The sequence below is a fragment of the Microbacterium abyssi genome (assembly GCF_015277895.1).
GTDB classification, from domain to species: domain Bacteria; phylum Actinomycetota; class Actinomycetes; order Actinomycetales; family Microbacteriaceae; genus Microbacterium; species Microbacterium abyssi.
The window spans coordinates 426,097-442,360 of sequence record NZ_CP063815.1; the positions used below are offsets into that span (position 1 = coordinate 426,097).

Consider the following 16,264-nt stretch of genomic DNA (forward strand, 5'->3'; position numbering starts at 1 on the left):
ATTCGAACTGAGATCAGACAGAGGAAGAACACAAATGAGCATGACCCCCGAGCAGGCCGCCTGGTTCCAGGGAACCTTCACGCGCCTCGTCGAGAACATCGACAAGGCCGTGCAGGGCAAGCACGAGGTGATCAGCCTGGTGCTGGCATCCATGCTGGCCGAAGGCCACGTCCTCCTCGAGGATGCACCGGGAACCGGCAAGACGAGCCTCGCGAAGGCGCTCGCCGCGACCGTGCAGGGCACGAGCTCCCGCATCCAGTTCACGCCCGACCTGCTGCCCTCAGACGTCACCGGTGTCACGATCTACGACCAGCAGTCGCACAAGTTCGAGTTCCACAAGGGTCCGATCTTCTCGTCGATCGTGCTCGCCGACGAGATCAACCGCGCGTCGCCCAAGACGCAGTCGGCGCTGCTCGAGGTCATGGAGGAGTCCAAGGTCACGGTCGACGGTGTCACGCACGAGGCCGGACGGCCGTTCCTCGTGATCGCGACGCAGAACCCGGTCGAGCAGGCGGGCACCTACAAGCTGCCCGAGGCGCAGCTGGACCGCTTCCTCATCAAGACGTCGATCGGCTACCCCGACCTCGCGGTGACCGAGAGCATCCTGGCCGGGGCCTCCGACCGCAACCCGTCATCGCACCTGTCGGCGATCATCACCACCGGCGCCGTCGCCGACATGGCCGATCTCGCGGCCACCGTGCACGTCGAGCCCGCCGTGCTGCGCTACGTCGCCGAGCTCGCGGAGGCCACGCGCGAGGACAGCGGAGTGCGGCTCGGCGTCTCGGTGCGCGGCGCGATCGCCATGATCCGCCTGGCGAAGGTGTGGGCGGCATCCCGCGGGCGCCACTACGTCCTCCCCGACGACATCAAGACGCTCATCGCGCCGGCGTGGCAGCACCGCCTGATGCTCGACGCCGAAGCCGAGTTCGCCGGCACGACGGCCGACGTCGTGATCGCCCGCGTGCTCGACGGCATCGCAGCACCCCAGGCGCGAACGGCGGCTTGATGACCGCAGAGACGCTGCCCGCCGCGACCGAGACCGCACGCGACGCCGGCTGGCGTGACATCGCGGCGCTCATCGGCGCGCGCATCGCAGATCGTCTGCAGAAGATCGCGAGCGTCGTCCGTCCGCTCGCCTGGGTGCTGATGGCCCTGACTCTCGTGTTCTGGATCGCGGGATTGAGCCTGGGCTGGAAGGAGCTGACCGTCACCGCCGTCATCGTGACGATCACGCTGCTGCTGTGCGCGCTCTTCCTCATCGGACGCACCGAGTACGACGTCGCCCTCGACCTCGCCCGCACTCGTGTCGTCGTCGGCGAACGCGCCGTCGGCGCGCTGACTCTCGCGAACCCCGGAGGGCGTGCCATCCTGCCGTCGCGGGTCGTGCTGCCGGTCGGCAGCGGCCGCGGCGAGTTCGGCATCCAGCGCCTCGCCCCAGGTGAGAAGGCGGAGGAGCTGTTCGCGATCCCGACCCAGCGCCGCGGCGTCGTCAAGGTCGGCCCCGTGAGCGTGGTCCGCGGGGACCCTCTCGGCCTGTTCGAGCGCGCACATCGCCGCGACGACCCGGTCGATCTGTTCGTCCACCCGAAGACCGTTCTGTTCGACGGTCAGTCGCTCGGCTTCCTGCGCGACCTCGAGGGCCTACCCGCCGCCGACCTCTCTCGCGACGACGTGTCATTCCACGCGCTCAACGAGTACCAGCCCGGTGACGATCTTCGGCACGTGCACTGGCGCTCCACCGCGCGCACCGGCGTCATGATGGTGCGCCAGTACGAGGAGACCCGCCGCTCGCACTTCGTCATCGGCCTCTCGCGCTCCATCGGCGACTACGCCAGGGCTCAGGACTTCGAGCTCGGCATCTCGGTCGCCGGCTCCATCGGCCTGCGCGCTCTTCGCGACTCGCAGCGCGTCGAGGTGCGCGTGCAGGGGCGCGAGCTGCGCGCGGGCACCGGCAAGCAGCTGCTCGACTCGCTCGCCGCGGTCGAGGAGAGCAAGCCCCGCGATGGCGGCATCTCCGACCTCAGCGGCGTGATCGCCGCGACCATGCCGCTCGCCAGCGTCGTCGTCCTGGTGTGCGGCGCGAAGGTCTCGAACGAGGACCTCCGGCTCGCCTGCTCGCGGCTGCCCTTCGGCGCACGCGTGATCGCGATCGTCGCGGACACCACCGTCGAGATCCCCGCGCTGCGCCGCATCGCAGACGCCGACGTGGTCAGCGTCGGCGCTCTCGCGCAGATCCCGCTCGCCCTGCAGAAGGTCCTCGCATGAGCGCCGCCGCAGTATCCGCCCCAGCCGCCGCGACCGTCGAACCAGGCGAGCGCACCCCGATCCGGCTGCGTCGCTGGATCCTCGATGTCGGGGCCGTCGCACTGCTTCTCGGAGTGGTCGCCGCCGGCTTCTGGCCGAGCTTCGCCGGTCCCGGTTATCTGGGCGCCGCCATCGGCGGCTCCATCCTCGGCATCGCCGTCGCCGTCGTCGCCGCGTGGCGCCGCTGGGGGATCCTCATCATCGCCGGTCTCACCGTGCTGGTTTACTTCGTGTTCGGCGGCGCGCTGGCGCTGCCGCACACCGCGATCATCGGCGTCATCCCCTCGCTCGAGACCCTGCAGCAGCTCGCGATCGGTGTCGTGACGTCGTGGAAGCAGATGCTCACCACGGTGGCGCCGGTCTCGGGCGCGGACGGGCACCTGATCGTGCCGTTCCTCCTGCTGCTCGCCGGTGCGGTGGTCACGGCATCCCTCGCTCTGCGCCTCACCCAGCCCGCCTGGGCGCTGATCCCCGCCGGTGCGCTGCTCGCGGCGGTCATCGCCCTCGGCACGCCGGAGCCGGCGGTTCCCGTCGTCCAGGGTGCGCTGTTCGCGGTCGTCAGCATCGTGTGGCTCGCGGTGCGGCAGATCTGGATGCCGCAGAACGCGGCGGTGTCGGTCAGCGAGGTCGACCCGAGCCGTGCGAACCAGATGCGGATGCGCCGCCTGGTCTCGGGCGCCGTGGTGCTCGCCGTCGCCGTCGGAGCAGGAGCGGCGACCAGCGCGTTCACCGCGCCCACCGAGGTCCGCCACGTGCTGCGCGACACGATCATCCCCCCGTTCGACGTGCGCGATTATCCGAGCGCGCTGCAGTCGTTCCGCGGTCACGTGCGCGATGACGCCGAGAACACGCTGTTCACTGTCCGCGGTCTGCCGGAGGGCGCGCGCATCCGCCTCGCGGCGATGGACGAGTTCGATGGCCAGGTCATCAACGTCACCGACGGCGGGCCGGGCTCATCGAGTGCGTTCACGCCGATCCGCTCCAACATGTCGCCCGACGCCGAGGGGCTGCCGGTGACCCTGCAGGTCGACGTCGACCAGTACGCCGGCGTCTGGGTACCGCAGGCGGGTCTCGTCTCGGAGTTCCGCTTCGCCGGCGACGATGCCGACGCCCTGCGTCGCGGCACCTACTACAGCACCGGGTCCGGCACGGCCGTCGCCACTCAGGGGCTGCGCCAGGGCGACAGCTACACCGTGAAGACGACGGTGCCGGCCGAGTACTCCGACGAGCAGCTCGCCGACGCCGAGTTCGGCAACGTGCAGCTGCCGAAGAACGACAACGTCCCCGAGGAGCTCTCGACGCTCGCGGGCGAGATCGTGTCCGAGGCCGAGACGCCGGCCGAGCAGGCGCAGGCGCTGGCGACGTACCTCTCCGAGGAGGGCTTCTTCAGTCACGGCCTGGAGGGCGAGGTCATCTCCCGCGCCGGCCACACCTCCGAGCGCATCGCCACCCTCATCAGCGGCGACCAGATGATCGGCGACGACGAGCAGTATGCGGTCGCCATGGCCCTGCTGGCGGGAGAGCTCGGCATCCCGGCGCGGGTCGTGATGGGGTTCTACCCCGACGAGAAGGATGCCGGCGCCGCCGCCTTCTCGGCCAACGGCGAGAACCTCCACGCCTGGGTCGAGGTCAATTTCGACGGCTTCGGCTGGGTGCCGTTCGACCCGACGCCGCCGGAGGATCAGGTCCCCAACGACCAGAACACCAAGCCGCGCGCCGACCCGAAGCCGCAGGTGCTGCAGCCGCCGCCCCCGCCGCAGGAGCCGGTCGACCTGCCGCCGACGCTGCCGGACGACCGCGAGTCGGAGGACGAATCGCTGAACATCGCGGGCATCATCGCCGCGATCCTCGCCATCGGCGGGATCTCGCTCGGCGTCATCGCCCTGCTCGCCTCGCCCTTCATCATCATCGGCGCATGGAAGGCCTCCCGCCGTCGCGCGCGTCGCATGGCCGACCGCACGGCCGACCGCATCGCCGGCGGATGGGACGAGCTCACGGACCGAGCCGTCGACTACGGCGCACGTATCACCCCTGGCGCCACTCGCGGTGAGGAGGCGGTTCTGGTCGCCGATTCCCTCGCCGTCCCCACGGTCACGACGCTGGCCGATCGCGCGGACGCCGAGGTGTTCGGCCCGAGCGACCCGAGCCCGGAGGACGTCGAGATGTTCTGGAAGGAGGTCGATGACATCGTCGCCGGTCTCGGCAGCGAGGCCGGCTTCTGGAAGCGGATGAAGGCGCGGCTGAGCCTGCGTTCGGTGCTGGGAGGCTCGGCACTGTCGAACGGATTCCAGAGCCTGAAGGATGCCGCGACCGCGCGCGTCCGGCGAGAACCTGGCACCATCAAGAACAGCACGACTGAAGCACCCGAGAGCGAGACACCATGACGCACACGTCGTTCGGCACCGTCGCCCCGACATCACGGCGCGCCGTGGCATACATCATCGATGCCGCGATCGCCGCCGGAATCGGGATCGTCCTGACGACCCTGGTCGTGGTCATCGCGTTCGCGTCCGGTCCCGACGGAATGCTCGCCGCCCTCGGCTTCGGCCTCATGATCGTGTGGCTGCTGATGGTCGGCTGGTTCGTCGTCTACACGGTCATGCAGAGCGGCAACGGCTCCATCGGGATGCGGGCACAGGGCCTGCGTCTCGTGAGCGAGGCCGACGGCGCCGCGCTCGGCTTCGGCCGGACGCTGGTGCGCAACATCATATTCGGGCTCGCGGCATCCATCGTCGTCGGGTACTTCACCCCGCTGTTCGACGGCTCAGGCCGCTTCCAGGGCTGGCACGACAAGGTCGCGAAGTCGCTGATGATGGATGCCAGGACCGGGCCCGCGACGGTCGGCACGCCTCCCGAGCAGGACGTGCGCGTCCCGCCGCGCCCGCCCCTGCCGCACTCGGCACCGCCGATCCCGGGCCTCGCGACGCCGATGGCCGCGCCGCAGGCTCCCGCGTTCCCGGCCGTTCCCGCCCCCGCCGCGCCGGCGCTGGACGAGACGGTGCGCGGTCCCGAGGCGCTGCGCGCGGCACCTGCTGCGCCGGTCGCGCACCCCGGTACCCCCGAGACGGGCGGTGATTCGCTCATCGCGTTCGTCCCCGGCATCACGCAGGACGGGCCTCCGGCGCGAGAGACTCCCGCGCCGGAACCGGTGGCCCCGGCCCCGGCCCCGGCATCGCCGGCCGCCTCGGCGCCCGCTGCGGCACCCGCTCCGATTCCGGCATCAGAGCCGGGCGAGGTCTCGGACATAGAGGACACCCGCATCAGCATCCCTGGCCACCGGCTCGTCTTCACCTGGGACGACGGCACCAGGGTGACGGTGTCGCGCCGCACGCTGTTCGGGCGCAACCCGTCGCCTGAGGACGGCGCGGTGGTCGTCCCCGTCCGCGACGAGACGCTGTCGCTGTCGAAGACGCACTTCGAGGCGGCCGCCGAGCCCTCCGGCGGCTGGATCATGGACCGGCACTCCACCAACGGCACGATCATCATGCGCGACGGCCACCGGATCAGCTGCGAGCCCGGTGAGCAGGTGCGCATCCGGCTCGGCGACGCCATCGAGATCGGCGACCGCATCGTCACGGTCGGAGGCTACGCGTGACCGCACCCCTGATCGTTTCGGCTGGATCCTCGACGCACGCCGGCCTCCGGCGCTCCCTGAACGAGGACGCCCTGCTCGCCAGCGCGCCGGTCTTCGTCGTCGCAGACGGCATGGGCGGGCACGAGGCCGGCGAGCGTGCGAGCGCCGCCGTCGTCGCGGAGTTCTCCCGGTACATCGGCCGGCAGAGCCTCGAGCTCGACGACGTGCTGGATGTGCTCAGTCGCTCCCGCGAGGCCGTCGAGGCACTCTCCGTGTCGGCGATGGCGCGCGCGGGCACGACCCTCAGCGGACTGGTGCTCGCCGACGTCGACGGCATGGGGTACTGGCTGAGCTTCAACATCGGCGACTCCCGCACGTACCGGCTCTCGGACGGCGAGCTCGAGCAGATCAGTGTGGACCACTCCGTCGTGCAGGAGCTCATCGAGTCGGGCGAGATCAGCATCGACGAGGCCGTGTCGGACCACCGGCGCAACATCATCACCAGGGCGATCGGCGCCGGCAGCACCGGCGACGCTGACTTCTGGATGTTCCCCGCCGAGCTCGGCGATCGCATGATGATCTGCTCCGACGGGCTCTCCTCGGAGGTGCAGGACCACCGGATCCGCGACATCCTGACCGCAGAGTCCGACCCGCAGCTCGCGGCCGCCTCGCTTGTCGCGGCCGCGGTCACCGCCGGCGGCAGGGACAACATCACGGTCGTGGTGGTGGATGCCGTCTCGGTGGCGTCCCGCCCCGGCGTGCAGATGCGCGCCGACGACGACATCGACGAGGACACCCGGCCGCGCGAGGCCGTCGCAGGAGGGATGGGCTGATGCGGACCACGTACCGACCGGGGGACTGGAACGTCCTGGTGGCTCCCGGTGCACTGATCGCCCTGTCGCCGGACGCGTCGGCGGACCTCGTCTCCACGCTGTGGGAGCGGCAACGCGGCGGGGGAGACCTCGCCGCCGTCATCGACACGCTCACGGATCACGCCGAGGGATCGTTCGCGACGATGCTTCCGTTCGCGGCCGTGGTCCTCGAGGGGCCGGATGTCAGGATCGCTGTGCGCGGCGATGTGACCGCGAGCGTCACCGGTCCCGACGGCGAGGAGAGCTTCACGGGCGCGAACGTGACCACGTGGAGTGAGCGCTTCGTCGCGGGCGCGAGCCGGATCGCCGTCGCCGTCGGCGATGCCGAGTCCAGCACCTCGCTCCCGATCGCCGGCGGCGTCGTGCATGCAGCCGGTGCGACCGCCGAGATCGAGCCTGCGGACGTGGCGGCGCGGGATGCTGCTGCGCTGCCGGATGCCGCGCCCGCTGCCGCCGCGCACGTCGAGGAGACATCCCGGATCGATGAGGCCGCTGCGGTCGAGCACGCTCTGACTGAGGACGCTTCGGTGGAGGAGACCGGGGTTGAGGAGGCCGCCGTCGAGGCGCCGATCGAAGAACCTCCGGTGGAGCAGTCGTCGGTGGCAGAGCCCTCCACGATCGAGGATGAGAATCCCGACGCCGAGGCAGAGCCGCCGACGGAGCAGATCCCCGAGGTGCCCGGCCCGATCGATGACGCGATCGACGGCGCCACGCTCACGCCCGAAGAGGTGACGTACGCCTCCGATTCGGACGATTTCGACCAGCTCTTCGGCGCGACCATCGCGTCGCCGAAGGCGCCCGTGCCGCCCGCCCCGCCCGTGCCGCCTGCTCCCGCCGGCGATCACGACGGCGAGACGATCTCGGTGTCCGAGGCGCGGGCGCTCCGCCAGAGCACCCCCACCGCCGAACCGGACGCCCCGACCGCCGTGCTCCCGGTGATCTCGAGCGCGGCGGGCCGGATCAGGGTGTCCACCGGCCAGGTCGTCACGCTCGACCGCACGGTCATCATCGGCCGCCGACCGCGCTCGACCCGTGCGAGCGGGGCCGATCTGCCCCACCTGGTCGCGGTGGACAGCCCGCAGCAGGACATCTCCCGCAGCCACCTGGAGATCCGTCCGGAGGGCGACACCGTCGTGGTCGTCGACCTGCACACGACCAACGGCTCGACCCTGCTGCGCCCCGGCGCCGATCCGCTGCGCCTGCACCCGGGCGAGCAGACGCTCGTCCTCTCCGGCGATGTCGTGGACCTCGGTGACGGCGTGACCGTCGCCTTCGAGGACCTCCCGTGAGCAGGCCCCCCTCTCCGCCGCCGGAGCTTCCCGGCTTCAGTTATCTCGAACCGCTCGGCACGGGCGGCTTCGCCGACGTCTTCCTGTATCAGCAGCAGATGCCCAAGCGCCGCGTCGCGGTGAAGGTCCTGCTCGCCGACCGCATCACGAGCGGCGCGGCGCAGGAGTTCGCCGACGAGGCGAACGTGATGGCGATGCTGTCGACGCACCCGGCGATCGTGACGATCTACCAGGCCGGCGTCGCCGGTGACGGGCGCCCGTACCTGGTGATGGAGTACTGCCCCAGGCCGAACCTGCAGATCCGTGCTCGCAAGGAGCCCTTCTCGGTCGCCGAGGCGCTGCGGGTCGGCATCCAGGTCGCGGGGGCGGTCGAGACCGCGCACCGCGCCGGTGTGCTGCACCGCGACATCAAGCCGGCGAACATCCTCGTCACCGAGTACAACCGCCCGGCGCTCACCGACTTCGGCATCGCGTCGACGACGGGCGCGGTTTCCGAGGGCACCGGCATGTCGATCCCGTGGTCGCCGCCGGAGTTCTTCGCCGACCCGCCGCAGAGCGGTCAGCGCTCGGACGTCTTCGCCCTCGGAGCGACGCTGTACACGCTGCTGGCGGGACGGTCGCCGTTCGAGCGTCCCGGTGAGCGGAACACCAGCGCCGACCTGATCGAGCGCATCGAGCGGACGCCGCTGCCGTCGCTGTCCCGGCCGGACTCACCCGGGAGCCTGCAGCAGGTGCTGGAGCGCGCGATGGCCAAGAGCCCCGAGGCCAGGTTCCCCAGCGCGGTCGCGTTCGCGCGAGCGCTGCAGAAGGTGCAGATCGAGCTCACCCATTCGGTCACCCCGATCGACATCGTCGACGACCATCCCCTTCCCGAGGACCTCGAGGACGACGACGACGGACTCACGCGCGTCCGCAACGTCGTCAGCATCGAACCGGATGCCGGGAACACCCGCCCGTCGGCGACGACCAGGCAGGTGGGAGCCCCTCAGCCCGCACCGCCCGTCGACGCTCCCGGCCCGCGCTTCGCCGCAGCGGCATCCCCCGCCGTCGAGGACACGGTCGTGCGCCCGGGCACTGCGGCGGCGGCATCCGCACCGGTCGATGAGGATCGGACCGTCCTGCGCGGCCCGCGCACGTTGTCCCCCGAGGCGCCCTCTGCACCGGTCGCCCCGGCTGCGCCCAGTGACCCCGCTGTCGAACCCGTCACTGCTGATGCGAAGCGCAAGCCCCGCATCGGCATGTGGATCGGCATCGCCGCTGCTGCCGTCGTGCTCGTCGGCGGTATGGTCGTGGCCATCAATCTGCTCAACGACGGCGCAGGCGAGCCGGAGCCGGTCGCCACTCAGGACGAGGTCGTCCCGCAGGACCCGGTGTCGGAAGCCGTGCCCATGGTCGACGAACTGGCCGGCACGCGCGAGGGCACGGCGATCACGTTCACCTGGACGAATCCGTCGCCGGAGGATGGCGACCTGTACCTGTGGAACACGGTGGATCTCGCAGGGAGCGGCGGCACCGAGACCACGAAGGAGACGAGGGTGATGTTCCAGGGCGAGGCATCCGGCCAGGTGTGCATCGATGTGATGCTGCGCCGCGGAGACGGGCGCGCCTCCGAGCCGGTGCGGGGGTGCGTGGAGTGACGCCTCGTACTGACGAACGGCCGGAGGCTTCCGAGCGCATGATCTGGGAGATCGAGGACAAGAAGGACGAGATCGAGGGCCTCGACGCGGACGGGCGTCCTGACCCGGCATACGCCGCCGCTCTCGGGCTGCTGCCGGCGCCGTTCGGGCGCCGGGCTCTGGCGCTCGTCTGCGACGTCATCGCCTGGATGCTGGTCCAGCTGCCACTGTGGATCGGTGCCGTCCCTCTGCTGCTCAAGCTCGCCGACGGATCGATCTCGGCCTACGGGTTCGTCAATCACCCCGGCTTCGTGCTCGCCGTGGTCATGGCCGCCGTAACCACGTTCCTCACCCTGGTGCTGAGCGTGCTGCAGCTGGTGATGCACGGACGCAGCGGTCGCACGATCGGCAAGGGCATCACCGGTATCAGGACGGTGGACGTGCGCACCCTTGAGCGCCCCGGGGTCGGCCGGGTGCTGCTGCGCTACCTGATGTTCTGCGCGTCGGGCATCTTGCCGCTGATCGGACCGGTGCTGCTCCTGGTGTCGCCCACGTTCGACCCGGAACGGCGTGGCCGTGGACTGCACGACACGGCGACGCGCGTCTGGCTCGTCGACGTGCGTCAGGGACTGAACCCATACGACGACAAGCGCCTGCGCGTCGCGCGCAAGCTCGTCAAGGCCGAGCCCACGCGCGGGCGGACGACGCTGCCTTCGCTGGCGACGCCGACCGATCCCGCACAGCAGCCCGCGTACCGTCCCGGCACCCGGGTCAGCGCGGGGGTCATCGGCATCGCGCGGCCGCACGCTCCAGAAGACCGCCCCGAGATCGGGCTGGCGCAGGCGGTTCCGCCGACGCTTCCGGCCGCGGCGGAGCTCGGCAAGCCCGTCTTCGGCGGGTACCGGCCCGCCGGCGAACGACCGGCCGATCCGGTGCCGGGTGCGGGCGCTCCCGAGCCGCAGCCCGCCCAGCCGCAGCCTGCCCAGCCGCAGCACTTAGCGCTGCACCTGGACACCGGTGAGAGCATCCCGGTGACCGTGCCCCTGCTGTTCGGACGCAATCCGGATCCGGCCGGGTACCCGACGGCTCGCCCGGTGCCTCTCGAGGACGAGAGCAAGTCGCTATCGAAGACCCACCTGCTGGTGAGTCCCGCAGATGGCGGGCTCGAGATCACAGACTGCGGTTCGACGAACGGATCGGGACTCGCCCGCGCCGGTATGGAGTACGTGATCGAAGCCGGCGTGCCGGTGATGACCGTCGAGGGAGACACGATCCGTTTCGGCGACCGCAGCGCGGTCGTGGTCCGGGTGTGACCGAGGGAGACGAATGAGACTCAAGCTGACCCTGCATCGACAGGCGGGCGATCCGGTCGACATCGTGATCACGGCGGATTCCACGGCGACTGCGGGCGACGTGGCACGCCACGTCGCGGAGGCCGATCCGACCCGGTCGGTCGCGGTCGCCGAGGGCGATGTGCTCACGCTCGCCGTCGCTCCTCCCACCGGCGAGCGGCTCGTCCCGCTGCAGCCCGACATCCCGATCGGCGAGGCGCCCATCGGCTCCGGCTTCGCGGCATCCATCCTGAACTACGGCCCTGACCACGTCTCCACCGGTCAGCGCGAGATCGTGGGCGTCCTGCACGCCACAGCCGGACCGGTCGCCGGCCAGGAGTTCCCGATCTCGTCCGGCCAGGTGGTCCTCGGGCGCGACAGCGGCAGCGATGTCGTGCTCGCCGATCCCATGGTGTCCAAGCGCCACGCGCGGATCGACGTCGGCCAGCACATCGAGGTCGTCGACCTGAACTCGGCCAACGGCGTGCTCGTCGACGGCGTCGCGGTGCAGCGAGTCCGTCTCGAGGAAGGCGAGCCGTTCGTCATCGGCGGTACGACGCTCGTGCTGCGCCTGGCACGCACCTACGACGGGACGGCGTCCGAGGAGCCGATCATCGAGCGGGGCGGCGGGCTGCTGTTCAACCGCAGCCCGCGCGTCGAGGTGCGGTATCCGGGTACGGGTTTCAAGCCTCCGCGCCTCCCGACCGAGAAGCTGGGCAAGATCTTCCCTTGGCCGATCCTGATCACGCCGATCCTGATGGGCGCCGCCCTGTTCGCGATGAACGGCAACCCGCGTTCGCTCCTGATGATCGTGATGACGCCGCTGATGGCGCTGGGCAACATCATCAACCAGTCGGTGCAGTCCAAGAAGAGCTCGAACCACGAGTATCTGCTGTTCGAGAGGCAGTACGAGCAGCTGGAAGAGGACTTCTTCCGCGGCAAGCCCGAGGAAGAGCAGGCGCGAAACGCCGAGGTGCCGCCGGTCGCCGAGGTCTTCGACCACGCCATGCGCCTGGGGCCCATGCTGTGGACCAGGCGACCGGAGCACTGGAACTTCCTCGGTCTGAGGCTGGGCAGCTGTCGCCTTCCCGCCCGCAACACGATCGCCGAGACCGAGACCCCTGACGGGCTTCCCGAGTTCATCGAGCGGATCGATCGTCTCCAGGAGCGATACGCGTTCGTCGATGATGTGCCGGTCTTCGAGCTGCTCGCGGATGCTGGTTCCATCGGCATCGCGGGGCCGCAGGGCGTGGCTGCCGACGCGATGCGCGGACTCGCCGTGCAGCTGTTCGGGCTCCACGCGCCCAACGACGTGGTCGCAGTCGCGTTCTCCGACTCGGCGTGGACACCGGAACTCGACTGGCTCAAGTGGATGCCGCACACGTCGAGTGAACGCAGTCCCTTCCGCGGCGTCGCGCTCGCCGACTCCGCGCCCACGGGCGCCGCTCTGCTGAGCGCCCTCGAGGAGTACGTGCAGCGGGCCGGCACTGGCGGGGGCGACGGCAACGAGCCGCGCGGCCCGTTCAAGGACGACTGGAATCCGCTGCTGTACGGCACCGACGTCGCGCGTGCGGCGACCGATCACAAGAAGACGCCGGAGGTGTCTGTCATCGTGTTCGTCAGCAGCGACGCCCCGATCGACCGCGGACGTCTCACGGACGTGCTGGATCGCGGAGCGGACCACGGCGTGCACGCAGTGTTCGTCTCTCCGACCGTCGAATCGCTCCCGGCGGTGTGTCGCAGCTACATCGATGTCACGGCGGGGCTCGAGGATGCGCAGGTCGGGCTGGTGCGCACCGGTGACAACTTCGAGCACGTGCGCATCGAGGGCGTCTCGAACGCGTACATGCACATGCTCGCACGCCGCATGGCCCCGGTAGTGGATGCCAGCACCGCAGTGCACGATGCATCCGACATCCCGAGCGCCGTGATGTTCCTGCAGCTGGTGGATCCCGCGATCGCCGAGGATCCGCAGGTCGTGATCGAGCGATGGCGTCAGAACAACACGATCGTCGACAGATCCCCGACCCCGCGCGCGAGGCTCAAGAAGGCGGGCACGCTGCGCGCCATCATCGGACAGGGCGCGAGCGATGCGATGGCGCTCGACCTGCGCACTCAGGGCCCGCACGCCCTGGTCGGCGGCACGACCGGCGCCGGAAAGTCCGAGTTCCTGCAGGCATGGGTGCTCGGCATGGCCGCGGCGCACAGCCCGGACCGCGTCACCTTCCTGTTCGTGGACTACAAGGGCGGATCGGCCTTCGCGGACTGCGTCGAGCTGCCGCACTGCGTGGGACTGGTCACCGACCTCAGCCCGCACCTCGTGAGGCGCGCCCTCACGAGCCTTCGCGCCGAACTGCACCATCGTGAGCATCTGCTCAACCGCAAGAAGGCGAAGGATCTGCTCGAACTCGAGAAGCGCCAGGATCCGGAGTGCCCTCCGGCCCTCGTGCTCGTGATCGACGAGTTCGCTGCGCTCGCGTCGGAGATGCCGGAGTTCGTGGACGGGGTCGTCGACATCGCACAGCGGGGCCGCTCTCTCGGCATCCACCTGATCATGGCGACGCAGCGCCCGGCCGGCGTCATCAAGGACAACCTGCGCGCGAACACGAACCTGCGCATCGCCCTGCGCATGGCCGACGAGGCGGACTCCCGCGACGTGGTCGACGACCCGATCGCGTCGACGTTCTCGGCGGCGATCCCCGGCCGGGCGATCGCGAAGACAGGACCGGGGCGGCTGGTGCCGTTCCAGTCCGCGTACGCGGGCGGCTGGACGAACGAGGACGATTCCGTGGCGGCCGAGGTACGCGTGGCGGAACTGCGGTTCGGCGCAAGCGCGGAATGGGAGCCCGATCGTCCGGCGGAGGCGGAGACGCACGATGAGGACCTCGGGCCGAACGACCAGAAGCGCATCGTCTCGACGCTCATCCGCGCCAGCGATGTCGCGGCGCTGCAGCTGCCGCGCAGGCCATGGCTCGACGATCTCGCGGCCGTGGTCGATCTGCAGGACCTGCCCAACGAGGGCGACACGCGCATCCCGCTCGCGATGATGGATGTGCCGGAGAAGCAGCTGCAGGAAGCGGGGGTCTTCGTTCCGGACCGGGACGGATCCCTCGTCGTGTACGGCACCTCCGGGTCGGGTAAATCGACACTGCTGAAGACCATCGCGACTGCTGCGGGCATGCGTCCCGACCAGGGCCGGGTACAGGTGTACTGCCTCGACTTCGCGTCGGGTGCGCTCGGCGCGCTCACCGGGCTGCCGCATGTCGGCTCGGTCGTCGACGGAGCCGATGTCGAGCGCATCCAGCGCCTGTTCCGCACGCTCGACCGCGAGATGGACCGACGCTCGGCGGCGTTCTCGGCGGCGAGCGCGGCATCGGTCCAGGAGTACCGCGAGCTAGCCGATCCGAACATGCCGCGCATTCTGCTGCTGATCGACAATTATCCCGAGTTCAAGAAGGACTGGGAGTACGCGCCGGGCAGGGGGCCCTTCTACCGCACCTTCATGCGCGTGCTCGGCGAGGGGCGAACGCTCGGCGTGCACACCGTGCTGACAGCGGATCGCGGAACCGCCGTGCCGAGCGCCGTGGCGTCGAACATCTCGCGTCGCGTCGTGCTGCGCATGGGCGACCCCAGCCAGTACATGCTGCTGAACGCGCCCAGGGACATCCTCGATGAGCAGTCCGCCCCGGGACGGGCGATCATCGACGGTCACGAAGCGCAGATCGCGGTGCTGGGCGGCACGACCAATGTCGTCGAGCAGACGAAGGCGCTCGGCGTCCTGGGTGACCGGCTGCGCGCGGAGGGCGTGCGCGACCTCCCCGAGATCGGTGCCCTTCCGACGACAGTGCCGGTCGCAGACATGCCGGCCGCCGCGGACGGGATGCCGGTGTTCGGCGTCGCGGACGACACGCTCGCTCCGCGCGGCTTCGAGCCGCTCGGACTGTTCGTGGTGGCTGGCCCCCCGGCGTCGGGGCGTACGAACGCGCTCAAGGCGCTGGTCATCGCCATGGAACGGTTCGACCCCGAGGTGCGCATGTACCACTTCGGCAGCCGGCGCTCCCAGCTCAAGGACTTCCGCCCGTGGGTGCGCAGCGCGGTCAAGCCCGAGGACGAGAAGGAGCTCGCCTCCGAACTGCTGGAGCTCGTCACCAGTGACTCGCCCGGCAGTCGCATCATGATCGTCGTCGAGGATGTCCCGCATCTCGCGGACGGGCCCGCTGACCGGCCGATGCGCGCGCTGCTGCAGGCGATGAACAACAGCGACCACCTGCTGATCGGCGACGCGGAGATCAGCCGCGTGAGTGGCAGCATCGGCGTCGTCGGTGAGTGGAAGGCAGGCAGGCAGGGGATCGTCCTCAAACCCGACACATACGACGGCGAGTCGATCTTCAAGACTCCGTTCGGCCGCGTCAAGCGCACGGACTTCCCGGTCGGCCGCGGCATCTTCGTGCAGGCCGGCCGCACCGTGACGATGCAGATGCCGTTCGTCCCGGAGGCCCCCGAGGTGGGTAGTGGTGCCATGGGTACCGCTCCCCGTTTGCGGGAGAGGAATCGTTGACTAGTCTCGTTCTCGAGGCCGCAGGGGCCTGAACCGGGCCGCAGAGGCTCGAACAAGACGAACGCGGGAGGCAGTTCTCATGGCACACGACTTTGGTGCAACATACAGCGAGATGGAGGGTGCTGCTCAGCGCCTCCGCGACGGACGCCAGAGCGTCTCTGACACGCTGAAGGAGCTTCAGGGCATCATCGACGACCTCGTCCAGGACGGGTTCAAGACCGAGAACGCCTCGGAGGCATACTCGACGTCGTACGAAGAGCTCACGGGCTCGCTGGACGACGCGGCTGAGGCCGTGAACGACATGGCCACCGCGCTCGACAAGATGGCCGACATGGTCCGCGACACCGACTCTGCGATGGCAGGCGGTTCCTGACCCACCACGCGGCAGAGGCCGTGGCGCCGGTTCCGGGGGGACTGGCACCGCGGCCTCTTCTCTGTGTGAGGCCCCCTGCCTGAAATCCACAGAACGACGCGGCGAATAGAATCGGGAAGATGAGCGGAGCACAGAGCTACTGGTACAACCTGACGACCCAGTCGGTGGTGCGTGCCGACGAGCGTCCGTCCGAGGACACGATCGGTCCGTTCGCGACGGCCGAAGAGGCAGAGGACTCGCCCGCCGTGCTGCTCGAGCATGCGCGCGCCTGGCTGGAGAGCGAAGAGAGCGAGCCGTTCCGGGCCATGGCCGAGGAGAACGGCGAAGACGCCGACTACTCGTGACGG

Annotated in this window: 11 protein-coding genes; all 11 read left to right on the top strand. The window is 70.0% G+C overall.

Annotated features, from left to right (window positions below):
- Nucleotides 1–34 precede the first annotated feature (34 nt).
- The 11 genes from IM776_RS02045 to IM776_RS02095 all read left to right on the top strand — a co-directional run bounded on the left by IM776_RS02045 (nucleotide 35) and on the right by IM776_RS02095 (nucleotide 16,261).
- Nucleotides 35–1,006, top strand: coding sequence for an AAA family ATPase (locus IM776_RS02045; protein WP_194421428.1), 972 nt, complete (start codon nucleotides 35–37; stop codon nucleotides 1,004–1,006).
- The gene (locus IM776_RS02050) at nucleotides 1,006–2,265 is read left to right on the top strand and encodes a DUF58 domain-containing protein (RefSeq protein WP_194421429.1); all 1,260 of its coding nucleotides are present in this window, start codon (nucleotides 1,006–1,008) and stop codon (nucleotides 2,263–2,265) included. Before IM776_RS02045 ends, IM776_RS02050 begins: the two co-directional genes overlap by 1 nt.
- A complete protein-coding gene (locus IM776_RS02055; protein WP_194421430.1) occupies nucleotides 2,262–4,688 on the top strand; it encodes a transglutaminase domain-containing protein in 2,427 nt (808 codons plus the stop codon). The genes IM776_RS02050 and IM776_RS02055 overlap by 4 nt, the downstream gene beginning before the upstream one ends.
- Nucleotides 4,685–5,899, top strand: coding sequence for an RDD family protein (locus IM776_RS02060; protein WP_194421431.1), 1,215 nt, complete (start codon nucleotides 4,685–4,687; stop codon nucleotides 5,897–5,899). Before IM776_RS02055 ends, IM776_RS02060 begins: the two co-directional genes overlap by 4 nt.
- Nucleotides 5,896–6,711 carry a PP2C family protein-serine/threonine phosphatase gene (locus tag IM776_RS02065; RefSeq protein ID WP_194421432.1) on the top strand — a complete coding sequence of 272 codons (816 nt, stop codon included), beginning with the start codon at nucleotides 5,896–5,898 and terminating at the stop codon, nucleotides 6,709–6,711. The genes IM776_RS02060 and IM776_RS02065 overlap by 4 nt, the downstream gene beginning before the upstream one ends.
- Nucleotides 6,711–8,039 carry an FHA domain-containing protein gene (locus tag IM776_RS02070; protein WP_194421433.1) on the top strand — a complete coding sequence of 443 codons (1,329 nt, stop codon included), beginning with the start codon at nucleotides 6,711–6,713 and terminating at the stop codon, nucleotides 8,037–8,039. Before IM776_RS02065 ends, IM776_RS02070 begins: the two co-directional genes overlap by 1 nt.
- A complete protein-coding gene (locus IM776_RS02075) occupies nucleotides 8,036–9,676 on the top strand; it encodes a serine/threonine-protein kinase (protein ID WP_194421434.1) in 1,641 nt (546 codons plus the stop codon). The genes IM776_RS02070 and IM776_RS02075 overlap by 4 nt, the downstream gene beginning before the upstream one ends.
- 38 nt (nucleotides 9,677–9,714) lie before the next feature.
- A complete protein-coding gene (locus IM776_RS02080) occupies nucleotides 9,715–10,968 on the top strand; it encodes an RDD family protein (protein WP_194421435.1) in 1,254 nt (417 codons plus the stop codon).
- A 13-nt stretch (nucleotides 10,969–10,981) separates the two neighbouring features.
- On the top strand, nucleotides 10,982–15,544 hold the full coding sequence (locus tag IM776_RS02085; protein ID WP_194421436.1) for an FtsK/SpoIIIE domain-containing protein: 4,563 nt from the start codon (nucleotides 10,982–10,984) through the stop codon (nucleotides 15,542–15,544).
- A gap of 79 nt (nucleotides 15,545–15,623) precedes the next feature.
- A complete protein-coding gene (locus tag IM776_RS02090; protein WP_228479865.1) occupies nucleotides 15,624–15,917 on the top strand; it encodes a WXG100 family type VII secretion target in 294 nt (97 codons plus the stop codon).
- Between the two features lie 119 nt (nucleotides 15,918–16,036).
- Nucleotides 16,037–16,261 carry a hypothetical protein gene (locus IM776_RS02095; protein WP_194421437.1) on the top strand — a complete coding sequence of 75 codons (225 nt, stop codon included), beginning with the start codon at nucleotides 16,037–16,039 and terminating at the stop codon, nucleotides 16,259–16,261.
- Nucleotides 16,262–16,264 lie beyond the last annotated feature (3 nt).